The sequence below is a fragment of the Acinetobacter sp. WCHAc060025 genome (assembly GCF_004209355.1).
In the GTDB taxonomy this organism is placed as follows: Bacteria; Pseudomonadota; Gammaproteobacteria; order Pseudomonadales; family Moraxellaceae; genus Acinetobacter; species Acinetobacter wuhouensis.
The window spans coordinates 175,214-193,065 of the sequence record NZ_SGSX01000006.1; the positions used below are offsets into that span (position 1 = coordinate 175,214).

Annotated in this window: 14 protein-coding genes; 11 read left to right on the forward strand and 3 right to left on the reverse strand. The window is 38.1% G+C overall.

The genetic code is table 11. The annotated features are described in order from the left end of the window. Positions 1-68: 68 nt before the first annotated feature. A complete protein-coding gene (locus EXE09_RS07070) occupies positions 69-269 on the reverse strand; it encodes a heavy-metal-associated domain-containing protein (RefSeq protein WP_130116803.1) in 201 nt (66 codons plus the stop codon). Between the two features lie 145 nt (positions 270-414). Between EXE09_RS07070 and EXE09_RS07075 the strand changes: the two genes are divergently transcribed. The 6 genes from EXE09_RS07075 to EXE09_RS07100 all read left to right on the forward strand — a co-directional run bounded on the left by EXE09_RS07075 (position 415) and on the right by EXE09_RS07100 (position 7,718). Beyond that, positions 415-2,892, forward strand: a complete 2,478-nt coding sequence (locus EXE09_RS07075; RefSeq protein WP_130116804.1) for a heavy metal translocating P-type ATPase — start codon at positions 415-417, stop codon at positions 2,890-2,892. 64 nt (positions 2,893-2,956) lie between these two features. Continuing rightward, on the forward strand, positions 2,957-3,361 hold the full coding sequence (gene cueR / locus EXE09_RS07080; RefSeq protein WP_068975939.1) for a Cu(I)-responsive transcriptional regulator: 405 nt from the start codon (positions 2,957-2,959) through the stop codon (positions 3,359-3,361). Between the two features lie 494 nt (positions 3,362-3,855). Continuing rightward, positions 3,856-4,857, forward strand: coding sequence for a putative oxygenase MesX (locus EXE09_RS07085; RefSeq protein WP_130116805.1), 1,002 nt, complete (start codon positions 3,856-3,858; stop codon positions 4,855-4,857). A gap of 279 nt (positions 4,858-5,136) precedes the next feature. Beyond that, positions 5,137-6,168: a methionine synthase gene (locus EXE09_RS07090; RefSeq protein ID WP_130116806.1), complete on the forward strand. Its 1,032-nt coding sequence runs from the start codon at positions 5,137-5,139 to the stop codon at positions 6,166-6,168. A gap of 149 nt (positions 6,169-6,317) precedes the next feature. Beyond that, positions 6,318-6,812, forward strand: coding sequence for a flavin reductase (locus EXE09_RS07095; protein ID WP_111858474.1), 495 nt, complete (start codon positions 6,318-6,320; stop codon positions 6,810-6,812). A 105-nt stretch (positions 6,813-6,917) separates the two neighbouring features. Continuing rightward, positions 6,918-7,718, forward strand: coding sequence for a sulfite exporter TauE/SafE family protein (locus EXE09_RS07100; protein ID WP_130116807.1), 801 nt, complete (start codon positions 6,918-6,920; stop codon positions 7,716-7,718). Positions 7,719-7,815: 97 nt separating this feature from the next. Here the strand turns inward: EXE09_RS07100 and EXE09_RS07105 are convergent, their stop codons facing one another. After that, positions 7,816-8,514, reverse strand: a complete 699-nt coding sequence (locus EXE09_RS07105; protein WP_130116808.1) for a DUF1826 domain-containing protein — start codon at positions 8,512-8,514, stop codon at positions 7,816-7,818. 378 nt (positions 8,515-8,892) lie between these two features. Here EXE09_RS07105 and kdpA point away from each other — a divergent pair, with 378 nt between their 5' ends. From kdpA to EXE09_RS07130, 5 genes are all read left to right on the forward strand, one after another. Further along, a complete protein-coding gene (kdpA, locus tag EXE09_RS07110; RefSeq protein WP_130116809.1) occupies positions 8,893-10,617 on the forward strand; it encodes a potassium-transporting ATPase subunit KdpA in 1,725 nt (574 codons plus the stop codon). A gap of 11 nt (positions 10,618-10,628) precedes the next feature. After that, a complete protein-coding gene (gene kdpB / locus EXE09_RS07115) occupies positions 10,629-12,662 on the forward strand; it encodes a potassium-transporting ATPase subunit KdpB (protein WP_130116810.1) in 2,034 nt (677 codons plus the stop codon). Between the two features lie 18 nt (positions 12,663-12,680). Beyond that, positions 12,681-13,283, forward strand: coding sequence for a potassium-transporting ATPase subunit KdpC (kdpC, locus tag EXE09_RS07120; protein WP_130116811.1), 603 nt, complete (start codon positions 12,681-12,683; stop codon positions 13,281-13,283). A 170-nt stretch (positions 13,284-13,453) separates the two neighbouring features. After that, the gene (locus EXE09_RS07125) at positions 13,454-16,102 is read left to right on the forward strand and encodes a sensor histidine kinase (protein WP_130116812.1); all 2,649 of its coding nucleotides are present in this window, start codon (positions 13,454-13,456) and stop codon (positions 16,100-16,102) included. 59 nt (positions 16,103-16,161) lie between these two features. Then, positions 16,162-16,878, forward strand: coding sequence for a response regulator (locus EXE09_RS07130; RefSeq protein ID WP_130116813.1), 717 nt, complete (start codon positions 16,162-16,164; stop codon positions 16,876-16,878). 658 nt (positions 16,879-17,536) lie between these two features. On the opposite strand, the gene EXE09_RS07140 is transcribed toward EXE09_RS07130, so the two are convergent. After that, positions 17,537-17,731 carry a hypothetical protein gene (locus EXE09_RS07140; protein WP_130116814.1) on the reverse strand — a complete coding sequence of 65 codons (195 nt, stop codon included), beginning with the start codon at positions 17,729-17,731 and terminating at the stop codon, positions 17,537-17,539. Between the last annotated feature and the right edge of the window lie 121 nt (positions 17,732-17,852).

Below are 17,852 nucleotides of genomic sequence, written 5' to 3' on the forward strand. Positions count from 1 at the left end.
TCTAAAAAGCCAAATGAAATTAACATTTGGCTTTTTGTATTCTTAATTCAAAATGTATTGGTTATGAATTACTGAACTTTGGCAGGGAAACCATCTTCTGCTAAAGCTACAGTAATTTGATCTGCACTTGCAGTGGTATCTACAGTGACAATTTTACTTGCCAAATCTACTTCAACCTTAGCATTGGCATCTACATCTTGAATGGTTGCAGTTACACCACGTGCGCAACCACCACAGGTCATATTTTCGATCAATAATTTCATTTTCATTCTCCAAGAGAAGTATCGTTTAGAGCAAGTCTAAACCTTAACATGGTGGTAAGGTCAAGACTTAAAATCTATTTAAAAAATCGCTTGACCTTACCATGATGTCAATCTGTATGCTTAAAACAGAATTTTAAATGGGAGGTCGAATATGAGCTCGCAACAGACTACAGCATCACAATATCAGGAAACATTGTCGATTGAGGGGATGACATGTGCTTCATGTGTTGGGCGTGTTGAAAAAGCTTTGAAAAAAGTTGAGGGTGTAGAAACTGCAAATGTGAATCTTGCAACTGAAAAAGCAGTGATCAGCTCATCAAAACCCTTAAATCGTGAAGATCTGATTAAAGCTGTTGAACGTGCAGGTTATGATGTAGCTGCAAGCCCCGTCATTGAACTGACAATTGAAGGGATGACGTGTGCTTCATGTGTAGCACGTGTGGAAAAAGCACTTAAAAAAGTTGAAGGTGTACAACAAGCCAATGTCAACTTGGCGACTGAGCAAGCATGGATTCAAGCAGATGCCAATGTCAGTAGTGAACGCTTAATCCAAGCGGTTCAAAAAGCGGGTTATGATGCCAAACTTGTTTCCAGCAATAAAACGGAACAACAAGATAAAAAAGCCAATGAATTACAAGAGTTAAAACGTGACTTAATCATTTCACTGGTTTTGGCTTTACCTGTTTTTATATTGGAAATGGGTTCTCACATGATTCCTGCATTTCACATGTGGGTTATGCATAATATCGGGCAATATCAAAGTTGGTTGATTCAGTTTGTACTGACAACTTTAGTATTGATCTTCCCTGGGCGCAGATTTTATCAAAAAGGTATTCCTGCACTGTTACGTTTTGCACCTGATATGAACTCGTTGGTGGCAGTAGGGACATTTGCAGCATATAGCTTCTCATTAGTCGCAACCTTTTTACCGCAAGTTTTACCGAAAGGTACAGTGCATGTTTATTATGAAGCGGCTGCGGTTATTGTTAGTTTAATTTTGCTTGGGCGTTATTTTGAAGCCAAAGCCAAAGGACGTACTTCCCAAGCCATTCAACATCTCATCGGTATGCAACCCAAAACTGCCCGTATTCACCAGAACGGACAGATTTTAGAAGTCCCAATTTCAGATGTGACAAGTGATACCATTGTCGAAATTCGTCCAGGTGAGCGTGTACCAGTAGATGGTGAAGTGGTCGAAGGGCATAGTTATATTGATGAGTCTATGATTACGGGTGAACCGATTCCTGTTGAAAAAGTCGTAGGTCAATCCGTGGTTGGTGGCACGATTAACCAAAATGGCACATTGAATATCCGTGCGACTGCGATAGGTGAATCATCTGTTTTAGCACAAATCATTCGCATGGTTGAGCAAGCGCAAGGTTCAAAACTACCCATACAAGCCGTAGTGGATAAAGTCACCATGTGGTTTGTTCCTGTGGTGATGGGCTTGGCACTGCTAACGTTCTTTGTTTGGCTATTTTTTGGTCCTGATCCTGCGTTAACCTTTGGTTTGGTGAATGCAGTTGCGGTATTGATTATTGCCTGTCCGTGTGCAATGGGTTTAGCAACACCAACTTCGATCATGGTGGGTACAGGTCGTGGTGCGGAAATGGGCGTGCTGTTCCGTAAAGGCGAAGCATTACAACTTTTACAAGATGTACAAGTCGTTGCTGTGGATAAAACAGGAACATTAACCGAAGGTAAGCCAACTTTAACTGATTTTCAGGTGATGAATGGCTTTGAACGCGAGCAAGTTTTGCAAATTGTCGCATCAGTTGAAGCTAAGTCTGAGCATCCAATTGCATTGGCGATTGTAGAAGCAGCGCAACAGGAAAATATCAGTTTCTTGCCTGTCACAGCTTTTGATTCAGTAACAGGTTCAGGAATTCAAGCTGAAGTTGAAGGGCAAGCGGTACAAATCGGTGCAGACCGTTATATGCATGAGATTGGTGTAAATGTTAGTGCATTTGAAGCTGAAGCAGCACGCTTGGGGAATGATGGTAAATCTCCCATTTATGTGGCAATTGGCCAAAAACTTGCGGCTATTGTTGCTGTCGCTGACCCGATTAAAGAATCAACCTATGCTGCGATCGAAGCACTACATCAACTTGGTTTAAAAGTGGCAATGATTACAGGTGATAATCGCCATACTGCGCAAGCGATTGCCAAAAAGTTAAAGATTGATCAAGTCGAGGCTGAAATTCTGCCTGATGGCAAAGTCGATGTGGTTAAACAATTACAGCAAAAATATGGTCGTGTGGCATTTGTGGGTGATGGGATCAATGATGCACCTGCATTGGCACAAGCAGATGTTGGTATTGCCATCGGTACAGGTACTGATGTTGCAATGGAAGCTGCTGAAGTGGTGCTGATGTCAGGCAATATGCAAGGTGTTCCAAATGCAATTGCACTCAGTAAAGCGACGATTCGTAATATTCACCAGAATCTATTTTGGGCATTTATTTATAATATTGCGTTGATTCCGATTGCCGCAGGGATTTTATATCCAAGCTTTGGTATTTTACTGTCACCAATCTTTGCCGCAGGTGCGATGGCATTATCTTCAGTATTTGTCTTGGGTAATGCTTTACGTTTAAAATATTTTCATGCAATCAAATTTGACGCATAAAAAGTCGTATTTTCAGGGTTTAAGTCATCTGATTTAAACCTTGGAAATCAATCAGGAGCTGAATATGAATATCGGTCAAGTGTCTAAGCAGTCTGGCATTTCCAATAAAATGATTCGCTATTATGAGCAAATCGGTTTGTTGGATGCTGCAAAACGTGCGACTTCAGGTTATCGAGTTTATTCAGAGCAAGATTTAAAAACTTTAAATTTTATTCGTCATGCACGTGATCTAGGTTTTTCTTCTGAGCAGATGAAAGAATTGCTGTCTTTGTGGAAAAATAACGAACGTCAAAGTGCTGAAGTAAAACAACTGACCTTACAGCATATTCAAGTCTTGAATGATAAAATTGCACAATTACAAGCAATGGTTGATTTGCTACAACATTCTGCGAACTGTTGTTCTGGTAATGATCAGGCGGATTGTGCGATTTTAAAAAATATTGAGTTGGGTAGTGTAGAAAAAAGTTAAGCTAGAGTATTTTTGTCCTATGTTTTTTCTACATATTTAAAAAATCTGAAGCATTTTACTTCAGATTTTTTGATTTCAATTCACTTTATATACAGTCGAATTTTTTCCATTCATATTTTTACCTTTAAAATGAATAAGTTTTGAACCTAATAAATAAAAAAATCATCTAACATCACCACGCTTGAGCCTGTCTATTATCATTATTCAACTTGTTTTTACATTTTCTAAGTACATAAACTTGTCGATTAAGCCAAAATGAATCAATCCAGTCTAATTCGCTATATCTATGTATAATTTATTCCGCTAAGTATATTGCATTGTTTTTATTTAATATTTTTAAAATTATATGTTTCAATTTCGGTGTTCATAAATATAAAGTGAATTTCACTCAGTTTCACCTTAGATTAAATCATTTTTATTCATGTTAGGTTTCAAGTATAAATATCTGCATTGAAAGAATTTAGATTTATTTTAGAAATTAGGTGGTATTTCCCATGAGCCAAAAATTTGCATGTTCTCTTAAACGTATCCGTTTTGATGAAAACTATCTCCCAGCAGACAGCACACGTCTAACAACTAACTTTGCCAATTTAGCACGTGGCGAACATCGTGAAGAAAACTTGCGTAGAACTTTGGCGATGATTAATAACCGCTTTAACACTTTAGCAAGCTGCGATAATCCAAATGCAGATCGTTATTCACTTGAAATTGATATTATCTCTGCGGAATTAGATGTAGAGGGTAATGGTCAAACTTTCCCATTTATTGAAATGTTGAAAAGCACCATTACCGATCATAAAACCAATGAACGTTTTGAAGGTATGATTGGCAACAGTTTTTCTTCTTATGTCCGTGATTATGACTTTAGTGTGGTATTACCTAATTTAGGTTGTAAAACCAATGAAAAACCAGAAGATTTTGGTGACTTACACGGAAAACTATATCAGCATTTAGTGACTTCAGATGTATTTACAGCTGAGTTTAAAAAACAACCTGTAATTTGCCTAAGTGTTTCAACATCTAAAACATATTACCGCACTGCCAATGTACATTCTGTACTTGGTGTGGAATATAAAAATGATGAATATTCACGTACAGATGATTATTTTGCAAAAATGGGTTTAAGCGTTCGTTATTTCAAACCTGAAAATGCGACTGCACCTTTAGCATTCTATTCTGCAAATAACTTGCTTACTGACTATACCGATTTTGAATTAATCAGTGCGATCAGCACCATGGAAAGTTTCCAGAAAATCTATCGTCCTGAAATTTACAATACTAATTCAGTCGCAGGTTTGGTCTATCAACCGAGTTTGAATTATCAAGATTTCTCGTTGACTCGCGTTGTGTATGACCGTGTTGAACGTGGTCAATTGGCAGTAAAACAGGGCAAATGGACTGAAGAAAACTTCATTCAGCCTTATAAAGACATTCTGAATGAATGGGCTGCTCACTTTGTTGCAAAAACAGCACAGCAAGAAAGCGCTGCAGCGTAACCACAGCTTAGTTTTAATATTGGATTTCTTGCATTTTATTTATTTCAACTTTTTGATTTGTATTGGAAGTTCCCTCTCCTTTAAAAGGAGAGGATTTATATGAAGATAACCCTCATCCTCTTGTGCGGAGTTACCTCCTCATCCCTGAGCCATATATGGCGTAAGAGAGGGAACTATAGGTATATTTTCAATAATCGTGGTTGTTTAAATATTTAGTTCTTTTGAGCTTATGCATGAATCCTACGTTTTTTAGATGAATTTAAAGATAGAAGATTAAAGATGACTCGACGTATATTACCTACATCTACAGCAGGCAGCTTACCGAAACCTTCATGGCTTGCAGAGCCTGAAAAACTTTGGTCGCCGTGGAAATTGCAAGATCAAGAACTCGTAGATGGTAAATTGGATGCACTGCGTTTGTCATTACATGAACAACAACAAGCGGGCATTGATATTGTTAGTGATGGTGAACAAACCCGTCAGCATTTCGTCACCACATTTATTGAGCATTTAGACGGTGTGGATTTTGAAAAACGTGAAACGGTGAAAATTCGTGATCGTTATGACGCAAGCGTTCCATCAGTTGTTGGTGCTGTATCTCGTCAAAAGCCTGTATTTGTTGAAGATGCTAAATTTTTACGTTCGTTGACTGATCAACCAATTAAATGGGCATTGCCTGGTCCAATGACCATGATCGATACTTTATATGACGGTCATTATAAAAGTCGTGAAAAATTGGCTTGGGAATTTGCTAAAATCTTAAACCAAGAAGCTCGTGAACTTGAAGCTGCGGGTGTAGACATTATCCAATTTGATGAGCCTGCATTTAACGTGTTCTTCGATGAAGTGAATGACTGGGGTGTTGCAACTTTAGAACGTGCGCTTGAAGGTCTGAAATGTGAAACTGCGGTACACATTTGCTACGGTTATGGTATCAAAGCCAATACCGATTGGAAAAAGACTTTAGGTTCAGAATGGCGTCAATACGAAGAGGCATTCCCTAAACTGCAACAGTCTAAAATCGATATCGTATCACTTGAATGTCAAAACTCACGTGTACCAATGGATTTGATTGAACTGATTCGTGGTAAAAAAGTCATGGTGGGTGCGATTGATGTAGCGACCAATGTGATTGAAACACCTGAACAGGTTGCAGATACATTGCGCAAAGCTTTACAGTTCGTCGATGCTGATAAACTTTATCCTTCAACCAACTGTGGTATGGCGCCACTTGGTCGTGAAGTTGCACGTGGTAAATTGAAAGCCCTCAGTGCAGGCGCAGAAATTATCCGTCAGGAATTAACGCGTTAATCCGACATTTAAATCATTTATTGAAATTACATTCAAAGTTCTTTTTTCTACAAAGAGGAGGGAACTTCCGATACACAGTTAGATCTAAACAGCACAGTATTTCAGAATTTAATTCAAATACAATGTTTTAGGCGAATAGGAACACGGTCATGGTTGATGCAACAGACTTTAAAAATGCAATGTCTTCGTTAACAAGTGCGGTCAATGTTGTGACCACCGTTGGCGAATCAGGTTTTCATGGCTTTACAGCCTCTGCTGTATGCAGTGTAACTGATACACCACCGACATTATTGGTCTGTATGAATAAATCATCACGTTCTCATACGCATTTTGTTGAAAATAAAGTTCTGACTGTAAATGTCTTAGGTGCTCAACATGAGCAACTTTCCAATGCATTTGCATCTTCAAAACTCAGCTCAGATGAGCGTTTTGCACTTGGAAAATGGTCTGAACTTGAAACAGGTTCACCTGTGTTGGCTGATGCTTTGGTGAGTTTTGATTGTAAAATTTCAGATATTCAGGAAGTGGGAACACATACCATTTTTATCTGTCCAATTGTTGCGATCCAAAAGAACCAAGAAGATCAAGCTTTGGTTTATTTTAACCGTGCTTATCATCAGGTTGGTGAAACAGAAATCGCTTAAATCCAGGGTTTGTCATTCGTCCGTGTATTTTCAAATCATATACGCTGTGTGTGCAGACCTAGCGCTTCAAAATTTTATCCCCTCAATTTATAAAGTCAGTAATCCGTGGAACTCATCATTTTTTTAATCATCGGCGCATTTGCAGGATTTGCAGCTGGGCTGTTTGGCGTGGGTGGTGGTACCATCATTGTCCCACTTCTATATATCGTCTTTAGCCAGATGGGCTATGACCCGAATGTTGTCATGCATCTGGCATTGGGTACTTCACTTGCAACGATCATTGTCACTTCAATCAGCTCGTTTATGGCACATCAAAAGAAAGATAGCATTATCTGGTCGGTATTTAGAAATCTGGCACCAGGTATGGCATTGGGCTGTTTCTTTGGGGCGGGGATTGCAGGTTGGTTATCTGGACTTCATTTGCAAATGATCGTTGGTGTATTCTTACTTTGGGTGGCGTACACCATGTTCATGGGCTCGAAAAAGGTCGTGGACAATACTAAAACATTACCATCAACTTCGGCACAAATTGGTGCAGGAGCGGGGATTGGTATTGCTTCTGCAATCTTTGGTATTGGTGGCGGGAGTATCACTGTGCCATATCTCACGCATTATGGCGTGGTCATGCAAAAAGCAGTCGGAACATCGGCTGCATGTGGATTGCCGATTGCGATTGCAGGTGCTTTAGGATTCATGCTTTTTGGAATGAATGCGCAAGTGAATGTGCCAAATACCATTGGTTATATTCATGTTTATGCTTTTTTAGGCATTAGTATCATGAGCTTTTTTACAGCAAAGTTCGGTGCAAAAGCTGCGCATGCTTTATCACCTGCGATGCTGAAAAAATGTTTTGCCGTTTTATTATTGTGTGTAGGCAGTTTTTTCCTTGTAAAAGGCTTTCTCTAAATAGACAGAATAAAATCAACTTTAAAATAAAACCTACATCATGTAGGTTTTTTTAATGGTTAAAGCATTGAAGTTAATTCTTTAAAATATAAAATTTTTAGCAAATTAATAACAACCGATATTCACCCTCATTTTCAATTGGGGCACGATGTACACAAGGTAAAACTTGTTGGGTTGGATGATCAACTGCCAATTTCCAAAGATGTCCTAAACCTAAATTGGTTGGGGTAGCTTTTGGCATTGCTTGATAATGTAAATCAAAAAAATATTCTGCCAAGAAATTTTCAAAACCTGCTTCAACACCATCATAGAGTTCTTTTAATTTTGCTCTAATTTCAGGGATTAAAATTTTTTGCATAACCTGATCGTTGGGCAAAATATCACTCGCAGCGCCGTGATAAGTACATAAGAAGGTATCTGTTTCAATGGGTGATCGGTCAACGTGATATGAATAAACATCCGTTGAAATAAAGTCAAATTCATCATCACGCTCATAGCATTTCAATAAATTTAGGCTAGGTGAAGCACCAAAATTAGATAGTTGTTGTATATCGTTTAAAATAGTTGCTCTAGCTAATTGTCCATGTTCTGAAAGATTAAGTGCCAATAAATTTTCTGTAGAAACCTCTGTAATATTTTCTTTTAATTCTAGTTTATTCACAATTTCTTTAAAATCACCCTGTAAATTTCTAGACCAACAAATTGCATTCATTTCGTCATGAAATTTTGAATTTATAAGTTGTGAAAATGTTGAAACCACACTCACTTGTTTGTTGCTAGAAATTGTATTTGCCATATCAAAAGATTAAAACATCAGTCGTATCGTATTATATACGTGAAGCAATGCATTCGTTATTTTTATATATGAATAAAATCATAATTCAATCGCTTCTTGAACTGATCAATCACATTTTAGATCATTTCCAAAATTATAATATTCAATAAATTTTACGCAAATTTTACGCTAAATACTCAGGTGAGAATAGAGAGTTTACGGGTATCTTTCACATACTTAGACATGGAATATCCCAATGTTTAGGATGAAAAAGATGAGCGCTAAATCCATAGTGCATCTACTAGTACAGCATCCAAAATTATGCTTTGTACCACAATTTAAAAATCATAGCGATTGCAGATTTTCTCCTTTAGATCATACAAAATCAGGAGAAATATCATGCTAGAGTTTATTTTACTTTTAGCCATTGTGATCATTTTGGCTTATCCCTTGGGTAAATATCTTGCCGCAGTGATGCGCAATGAACAGATGAAAATTGATCCACTGTTTAATTGGATTGAAAAACCCATTTATGCTGTTTTAGGTACAAATCCAAAACGAGGTATGAATGTCAAAACCTATACTTTGAGTTTTGTGATGAGTTGTATGGTGATTGGGTTGATCACTTGGGTGCTGTTTATGGTTCAAGCCAGTTTACCACTGAACCCAAACCATGCACCAAATATGTCATGGGATTTGGCATTACATACCATGATTTCATTTTTAACCAATACCAACCAACAACACTATTCAGGACAGGCACAATTGTCCTATTTATCTCAAATGGTAGGTATTGTTGGTTTGCAGATCATTACTCCGATGATGGGGTTGGCAATGGTCGTTGCTACAGTTAGAGCATTATTTTATAAACAATCGAATGCATTATCTGAAAATGACCAACAAGCAAGTTTTAATAATAAAGTGCAACAGATCAATGTAGGGAATTACTGGGCAGATGTGATTCGTCCGACATTTCGTTTTCTCATTCCGTTATGCATGATTTGGTCATTATTGCTCACAAGTCAAGGTGTACCATCTACCTTTCAAGCTGGACCAGAAGTTCAAGTTATCGACCAAACCAGTGAATTAAAAACACAAAAAATTCCTTTAGGCCCAGTTGCACCAATGGTGGCAATTAAGCAATTGGGGAGCAATGGTGGCGGTTGGTATGGACCAAACAGCACAGTGCCTTTAGAAAATCCAACACCATTGTCAAATTTCTTAGAAATGATGGCAATTCTGTTGATTCCTGTTTCAGTCATATTCATGTTGGGTTTTTTTACCCAACGTGCCAAATTTGCAGGTTTTGTCTTTGCTTCGATGCTGTTGATGTCAGTTATTTCTGCAAGCAGTGCGATTTGGTCAGAAAGTTTATCTTCAACCTCAACCTTACTTTCAGCAATGGAAGGGAAAGAAGTTCGTCTGGGTGAAACATCTTCTGCGATTTGGGCAGCCATCACCACACAAGTGAATAATGGTTCAGTTAATATGATGCATGATTCTTCTGCGCCACTGACTGGATTGATTGAATTGTCAAATATGTTGATCAATGCAATTTGGGGCGGGATTGGCTGCGGTTTACAGCAATTTATGATCTATCTATTTTTAGCCGTTTTCATTGCAGGCTTAATGACTGGTCGTACTCCTGAGTTATTTGGGCGAAAAATCGAAGCAGGGGAAATCAAATTACTGGCTGTGGTGATTTTGATTCAGCCCATCACTATTCTTGGATTAAGTTCGATTGCATTGTTTTTTCCTGAATTGACAGGAAATAGTAATCCGCAATATCACGGTATTTCGCAAATTTTATATGAATATGTTTCTGCATTTGCCAACAATGGTTCAGGTTTTGAGGGCTTATCTGACAATACCGTATGGTGGAATGTCAGCTGTGCAATTGCTTTACTCCTTGGACGTTTCCCGACGCTCATTATTCCATTATGGATCGCAACACGTTTGGCAGCCAAACGCCAAGCACCTGAAAGTAGTGGGAGTTTAAAAGTCGAAACACCAACATTTGCACTGACCTTGATCGCAATCGTGGTGATGTTGACTTCATTACAATTTATGCCAGTGCTTGTCTTGGGACCAATTGCTGATCAGTTGTTATTGGTACAAGGTTAAGGGTGAATACAATGAATCATTCAAATCAATCTTCTCAAAACAGCATCGCTTCAACTTTATTGCAAAGTGAAGCATGGAAAAATGCCTTCATCAAATTGTTACCACAACATGTGATGAAAAACCCAGTCATGGCTATCGTGTGGTTGGGAACAATCATTACTTTGGTCAGTACTTTGATGGGCTATGCAAGTTTGGTATTTGGCTTGTTAGTGACCTTAGTTTTGTTTATCACCGTTTTATTCGCTAACTATGCAGAAGCGGTTGCAGAGGCGAAAGGTCGTGGACAGGCATCGTCCTTACGTCAGGCACGTCAAAATTTAACAGCACGACGTTTAACTTCTCAAAATGATGCTGAAGGTACTCAAATTCCTGCAGCTTCTTTAAAAATGAATGATTTGATTGAAGTTCGTGCAGGAGAATTGATTCCTGCCGATGGTGAAATTATTCAAGGTTTTGCCACAATCAATGAAGCAGCAGTAACAGGTGAGTCCGCCCCCGTACTTCGTGAAGCTGGAACGGATAAATCTGGGGTGATTGGTGGTACAAAAGTACTGACAGATCGCATCATCGTGCAAGTGACTGCTGAATCAGGCAATAGTTTCCTAGATCGTATGATTGCCTTGGTTGAAGGCTCAAATCGCCAAAAAACACCCAATGAAATTGCTTTGGGGATTTTACTCACCGTGATGACTGTGACTTTTATTGTTGTTGTCGTGAGTTTGCCTTTTATTGGTTATTTCTTAGATATTGAAATCAATCCAATTCTATTGGTGGCGCTATTGGTGTGTTTAATTCCAACCACGATTGGTGGTTTATTACCTGCGATTGGTATTGCAGGGATGAACCGTGCTTTAAAAGCCAATGTGATTGCTAAATCAGGTAAGGCTGTGGAAGTTGCAGGCGATGTCGATGTATTACTGCTCGATAAAACAGGAACAATTACTTATGGCGATCGTCAAGCAACCGCATTTTATCCAGTGACAGGTGTAACTGAGGCAGAATTACGTCAGGCCGCTGTATTGACATCATTGGCAGATCCAACACCAGAAGGTAAGTCAGTCGTGGCTTTGGCAAAAGATCAAGGTGAACGGATTATTGAACCTACACAAGCTGAGTTTATTGCGTTTAATGCAGCAACGCGAATTTCAGGCGTGAATTTGTCAGATGGGCATCAGATCCGTAAAGGTGCTTTGGATGCCATTTTAAAATTTACATCACAACATATTGAACATCATGCTGAATTAAAAACCCGTGTTGAACAAGTGGCCTCTAAAGGTGCGACACCGCTTGTGGTTGCAAAAGATCAAAATATTCTCGGTGTGATTGAACTTTCAGATGTAATTAAACAAGGCATCAAAGAAAAGTTTGCTCGCTTACGTGAAATGGGGATTAAAACGGTCATGGTGACAGGCGATAATCCTTTGACTGCGGCTGCAATTGCAGCTGAAGCAGGTGTGGATGATTATATTGCCGAAGCAAAACCTGAAGATAAATTAAGCTGTATACGTACTGAACAGAATAAAGGGCATTTGGTGGCAATGGTGGGTGATGGTACCAATGATGCACCTGCTTTGGCACAAGCAGATATTGGTTTAGCGATGAACTCAGGTACGCAAGCAGCCAAAGAAGCAGGCAATATGGTGGATTTGGATTCTGATCCAACCAAATTATTGGCTATGGTTGAAATCGGCAAACAACAATTGATTACACGTGGTGCATTAACCACATTCTCTTTGGCCAATGATGTATCTAAGTACTTCGCGATTCTGCCTGCTTTATTCGTAGCTGCGATTCCTCAAATGCATGTGTTGAATGTTATGCAATTGGGAAGTCCAGAAAGTGCGATTCTTTCAGCATTGATTTTTAACGCGATTATTATCCCGATGCTTATTCCAATTGCACTGCGTGGTGTGAAATTTAAACCTTCAACATCTACACAATTATTGCGCCGTAATATGTTGATTTATGGGGTTGGTGGGGTCGTATTACCATTCGTAGTGATCAAAGCGATTGATCTTCTGATTAGTCCACTCTTGTCACTTTAATTATTGAGGATGATAAAAATGAATATTGAAAATAATCAACTCATTGATTCATCAATGGCTGAGTTAGTACGTGGTTCTCTCGGGTTAACCGTTATTGCATTGGGTTTATGTGGCTTCATTTATAGTAGTGTAGCTACAGGGTTTGGACAGGTGATATTTCCCGATCAGGCCAATGGCAGTATGATGATTGAAAATAATCAAATTGTCGGTTCACGTTTGGTGGCTCAACCATTTACCCAAGCGCAATATTTCCACCCTCGGCCATCTGCTGCCAATTATGATCCAATGGCGATGGCTGGTAGTAATATGGCGAGAACGAATCCAGAATTGAATAAAATCATCAATGAACGGTTGAATAAAATCTCTACACAGGAGCAGATTGATCCATCAAAAATTCCTGCAGATCTAGTCACTGCTTCAGGTAGTGGGATTGATCCTGAAATTAGTGTGCAATCGGCAATGATTCAAGTGAAACGTATTGCTCAAGCGCGACATCTTGCAGATCAAGATGTGATAAAACTAGTACAGGAACAAGCGGTGCAGCCGACTTTTGGAGTTTTGGGTCAGTCACGCGTGAATGTACTTGAGTTGAATTTGGCTTTGGATCGTGTAGGGAAGTGATGGATAATTAAAAAAGATTATTTAATCACAGTTTTAAAATAGGGATTGGGCTTTTATTTGAGTAAAAGTCCTCTTTCCGAAGTAATACTTCTCAGCCTTTGGAGAGGGAGAAGTTGTGCGAATAAAAAGATTAACGTTGTTTTAAAATTCAACACATATAGCAGAAATCTATGAATGACCAACGAAGCAACAAAGCGGATGTCTTATTACAACATACCCAGCGTTACCAATCTGGGCGATTGACGATTTTTTTAGGTGCAGCGCCGGGTGTGGGTAAAACTTTTGCGATGTTGGTTCGTGCACATGAGTTGGCATTACAAGGAAGTAATATTGTTATTGGTTATGTGGAAACACATGGTCGGAGTGAAACTGAAAACTTAATAGCGGGTTTAACGGTTATTCCTCGAAAGGTCATTGAATATCAAGGGCATTCTTTGGAAGAAATGGATTTGGACGCCGTATTGGAGAAAAAGCCCAGTATTGTACTTGTCGATGAGTTTGCTCATACCAATATGCCGAGTAGTCGGCATGAAAAGCGTTGGCAAGACATCAATGAATTATTAGATGCTGGTATTGATGTTTTCACCACAATGAATATTCAGCATTTAGAAAGCTTGAATGATGTGGTGTATCAAATTACAGGAATTCGTGTATCAGAAACCGTACCCGATCGTGTATTCGAACGGATTCGTGATATTCGCTTGATTGATTTACCTGTAAATGAATTATTGGAACGGTTAAATCAAGGTAAGATTTATGTTCCTGAACAAGCAGAACAGGCATTACAACGTTTTTTTAATCATTCCAATCTTACTGCTTTACGTGAATTGGCGATGCAAACCGTCGCTAGTCATGTGGATAGTGATGTGCGGGAAAGTTTTGCGGTTCAGGGGATTGCACCAATTCCATTAAAAAATCATATTTTGGTGCTGATTGAAGGTAATGGTCATGCGGAGGCATTGGTTCGGATAGGCTGCCGTATTGCTGAAAATCGTTTGGCAAATTGGACTGTGGTGACATTTTCCCCAGAATCCAATATACAACAATCAGAAAATGTACAAAGCCGAGAGATTGAAAATGCTTTCAATTTGACTCGTCAAATGGGGGGGATGACAGAAATTTTATATGGTCAACAACATGCTCGTACATTATTTGATTATGTTATGGATCACGGAATTTCCACACTTGTATTAGCACAAATTAAACCACCTAACACATGGTTTAATTTTAAACTTAATTTGCTTGAACAGATTTTAAAGTATCAACCAAGTTTTGAACTGAGTATTGTACCTATTACATCAGAGCCAAGACCGCGACATTTTTTTCAACGACAAGGGGCTTTCTTAACCTTCAGAGAAAGTCTGTATGTGGTACTGACTACAGCAATTAGTATTATCATCGCAAGTTTAGGAGAAAAATATCTTGGTATTGAAGAGCTTTCAGTTATTTTTATAACCGCTGTGGTATTTGTTGCTTCTAAAACTCGAATGGTGGCTGCAGTATTTTCAGCGCTTTTATTTTTCTTAGCCTATAATTTTTTCTTTATTTCACCTAAATTTACTTTGCAAATTTCAGCACATCAAGGTGTGATCACGGTCGTGGCTTTTCTTGGTGCGGCTCTGATTGCCAGTCGTTTAGCATCGCGCCTCCGTGAACAAGTAACAGCGTTGAAAGCAGCCAATAGCTATAACAGTATCATGCAAGATTTAGGGCAAAAGCTTTCGGTTGCTGTGGATCTCAAGCAAGTACAAGAAATTGCAAGTAGTAGTTTAAGTAAAAATTTAAAAGCGCAAGTATGGTTATATTGTCCAGAAGCTTCAGATGGTAAAGATATCTTAAAACAACTCAGTGATAAAGAGCGGATTTCAGCTGAATGGACATTTAAAAATTTACAACCTTCAGGTCGTTTTACCCAGACGTTGACTGAAAATGCGTGGTGGTTTTTACCTCTACTTGCATCAAAACAATGTTTAGGGGTGATCGGTATTCAGTTTTTACATACATCAGCGCATCTCGGAAATGAACAAAAGCGTTTAGCTGAAGCAATGGTCGAATATATTGCACAAGCCATCTATAGGACGCAATTAACCAAAGCTTTAGAGGTAGCCAATGTCAGTTCAGAAACTGAGAAATTGCGTTCAGCACTCTTATCCTCAGTTTCACATGATCTACGTTCACCACTCGCGTCAATGATTGGTGCTGCGGATACATTGACGCATTATCGGCATGCCATGGATGAACAAGATCAAGCTAGTCTTTTGGAAGCGATTCGTTTGGAAGGTGAGCGTTTAGACCGTTATATCCAAAATTTACTTGATATGACACGTTTAGGTCATGAGGGTTTAAGTTTAAAGCGCGATTGGATTGGTGTGGATGAATTAGTTGGTTCTGCTGTTAGACGATTACAACGCTATATGCCACACGCCGTGATTGAAGTGCATTTACCTGAGCAAAGTTTAAGTCTATTTGTGCATGCGGCATTAATCGAGCAAGCAATTTTTAATGTTTTAGAAAATGCAGCAAAATTTTCACCTGAACAGCAAGCTGTGATTGTTGATGTAATGCGAGTCGGTGATAATGAAATTGAAATAGCGATTAGCGATCAAGGACAGGGGATTCCTGAGGATGAGCGAGATCGGATTTTTGATATGTTTTATACTATGGAACGAGGCGATCGTGGGCAATATGGTACAGGATTGGGTTTAACCATTGTTAAAGCGATTATTGGTGCACATATGGGGAAAATTAGTGCATCATCAGCAAAGAATAATCATGGAACTTGTATCCGAATTATATTGCCAATTCAACAGATTACATAAATTTAAACCTGTCTAAATTATTGATTTTAATTAGTTATATGTGTTTGTGAGGAATAATGATGTCTGAGAAAAATGCTACAGTCAGTTCAACGACGCATATTTTAATTATTGATGATGAAACACAGATTCGTAAATTTTTAGATATAGCACTTAGAGCACAGGGCTATAAAACTTTATTGGCTGAAAATGGGCAAAAAGGCTTAGAATTATTGGCATTGCAAGGTGCTGATTTAATTATACTTGATCTTGGATTACCTGATTTAGATGGGTTTGATGTTCTTAAAGAATTACGAATATGGTCAAAAACTCCAGTGATTGTACTTTCTGTACGTGCGGATGAAGTTGAAAAAGTAAAACTACTTGATGCTGGTGCGAATGACTATGTGACTAAACCATTTAGTGTACAAGAGTTAATGGCAAGAATACGTGTCTTACTGCGGCAATATCAACATGTTGCAGTTGAATCAGCTATTTTTGATGATGGTGTACTCAAAATTGATTTTGCTCAACGTCAGGTATTTTTAGAACAGAATTTAGTGACTTTAACCCGAAAGGAATATCAATTACTCAGTCTATTGGCTCAACATAAAGGTCAATTATTGACTCAGCCTCAAATTCTAAAGGAGTTATGGGGGCCGACACATCAGGAAGACACGCATTATTTACGAATTCTAGTTGCTAAACTAAGAGCTAAATTGAATGATAATGCTGTACATCCTAAATATATTGTGACCGAGCCTGGTATTGGTTTAAGGTTTTTAAATGTTTTGGTGTAGTAGAGCTTATTATCAATATTAATGAGTTAAATATTGAGTGTTAGTTTATTTAACATAATCAATGCTTAAGCACTAATTTATAGGCTTGTTTTTGTCACTTTCAATAGATTCACTCGAAAGAATGGCTTTGTACAAAAAATAATGGCAAACCATCTTCTTGGTCTTGCAATTTCATCGCTTGCGTACCATCTCGGTATTCAAAGATAACAATAGGGTAATTATCCCAATCAACAACATAAAAACGTCGATTGTTAATAGTTGATGTTCAGTAAATTGGTGCTGCAATAAACGCATAAATTTGCTTTTATTGGGTGAGAGTAGATTTAACTCACGTATATGATCTGAATCTGATTGAGCACTAAGTTTGCCACGATGTTTTTCATTCAAGCTGAGATAGATATGACGTGTTTCGTAGGTTGAGCAACTTTAAGTTTGTGAGCCGGTATATGGAGAGCCTAAAGCAAAACCTATAAGTAAGAAATGATGATGAGCATTGGTATTAAGCTTAGAATAATCTTAGGTTAAGTATAATAGTGTTCTATTTATATGTAAATGCTATTTAACATAATAGTTTCGTTATGCGACTTCCAAGCTATCAACTAAAAAAGAGCCTTATTCAGGCTCTTTTTTTGTTAGTAATCAGGATCAATGTAGATTATTAGTTTTTTAATTTAAGGTTTCCATCTTCATCAATATCAATTTTATTGATTGTCATTTCTATAAGTTTATGAATTATTTGGCTTTCTGATTTTAGTGTTTTGAAACCATTCATAACTAGTTTTTTGTTTAAATAATTAAGTCTAGCTTCTAAAGCTTCTTGTTCCCATTTATTTAGTTTTACAGTTTCAGCCATCTCGAAATCCAAAAATTTACTAAAGTTCATCATTGTATACATTTCTATACAAATATCCTTGCGTATACTGGTATACCGATATATTATCGGCACATCACGGTATACCAGTATACTTATTATG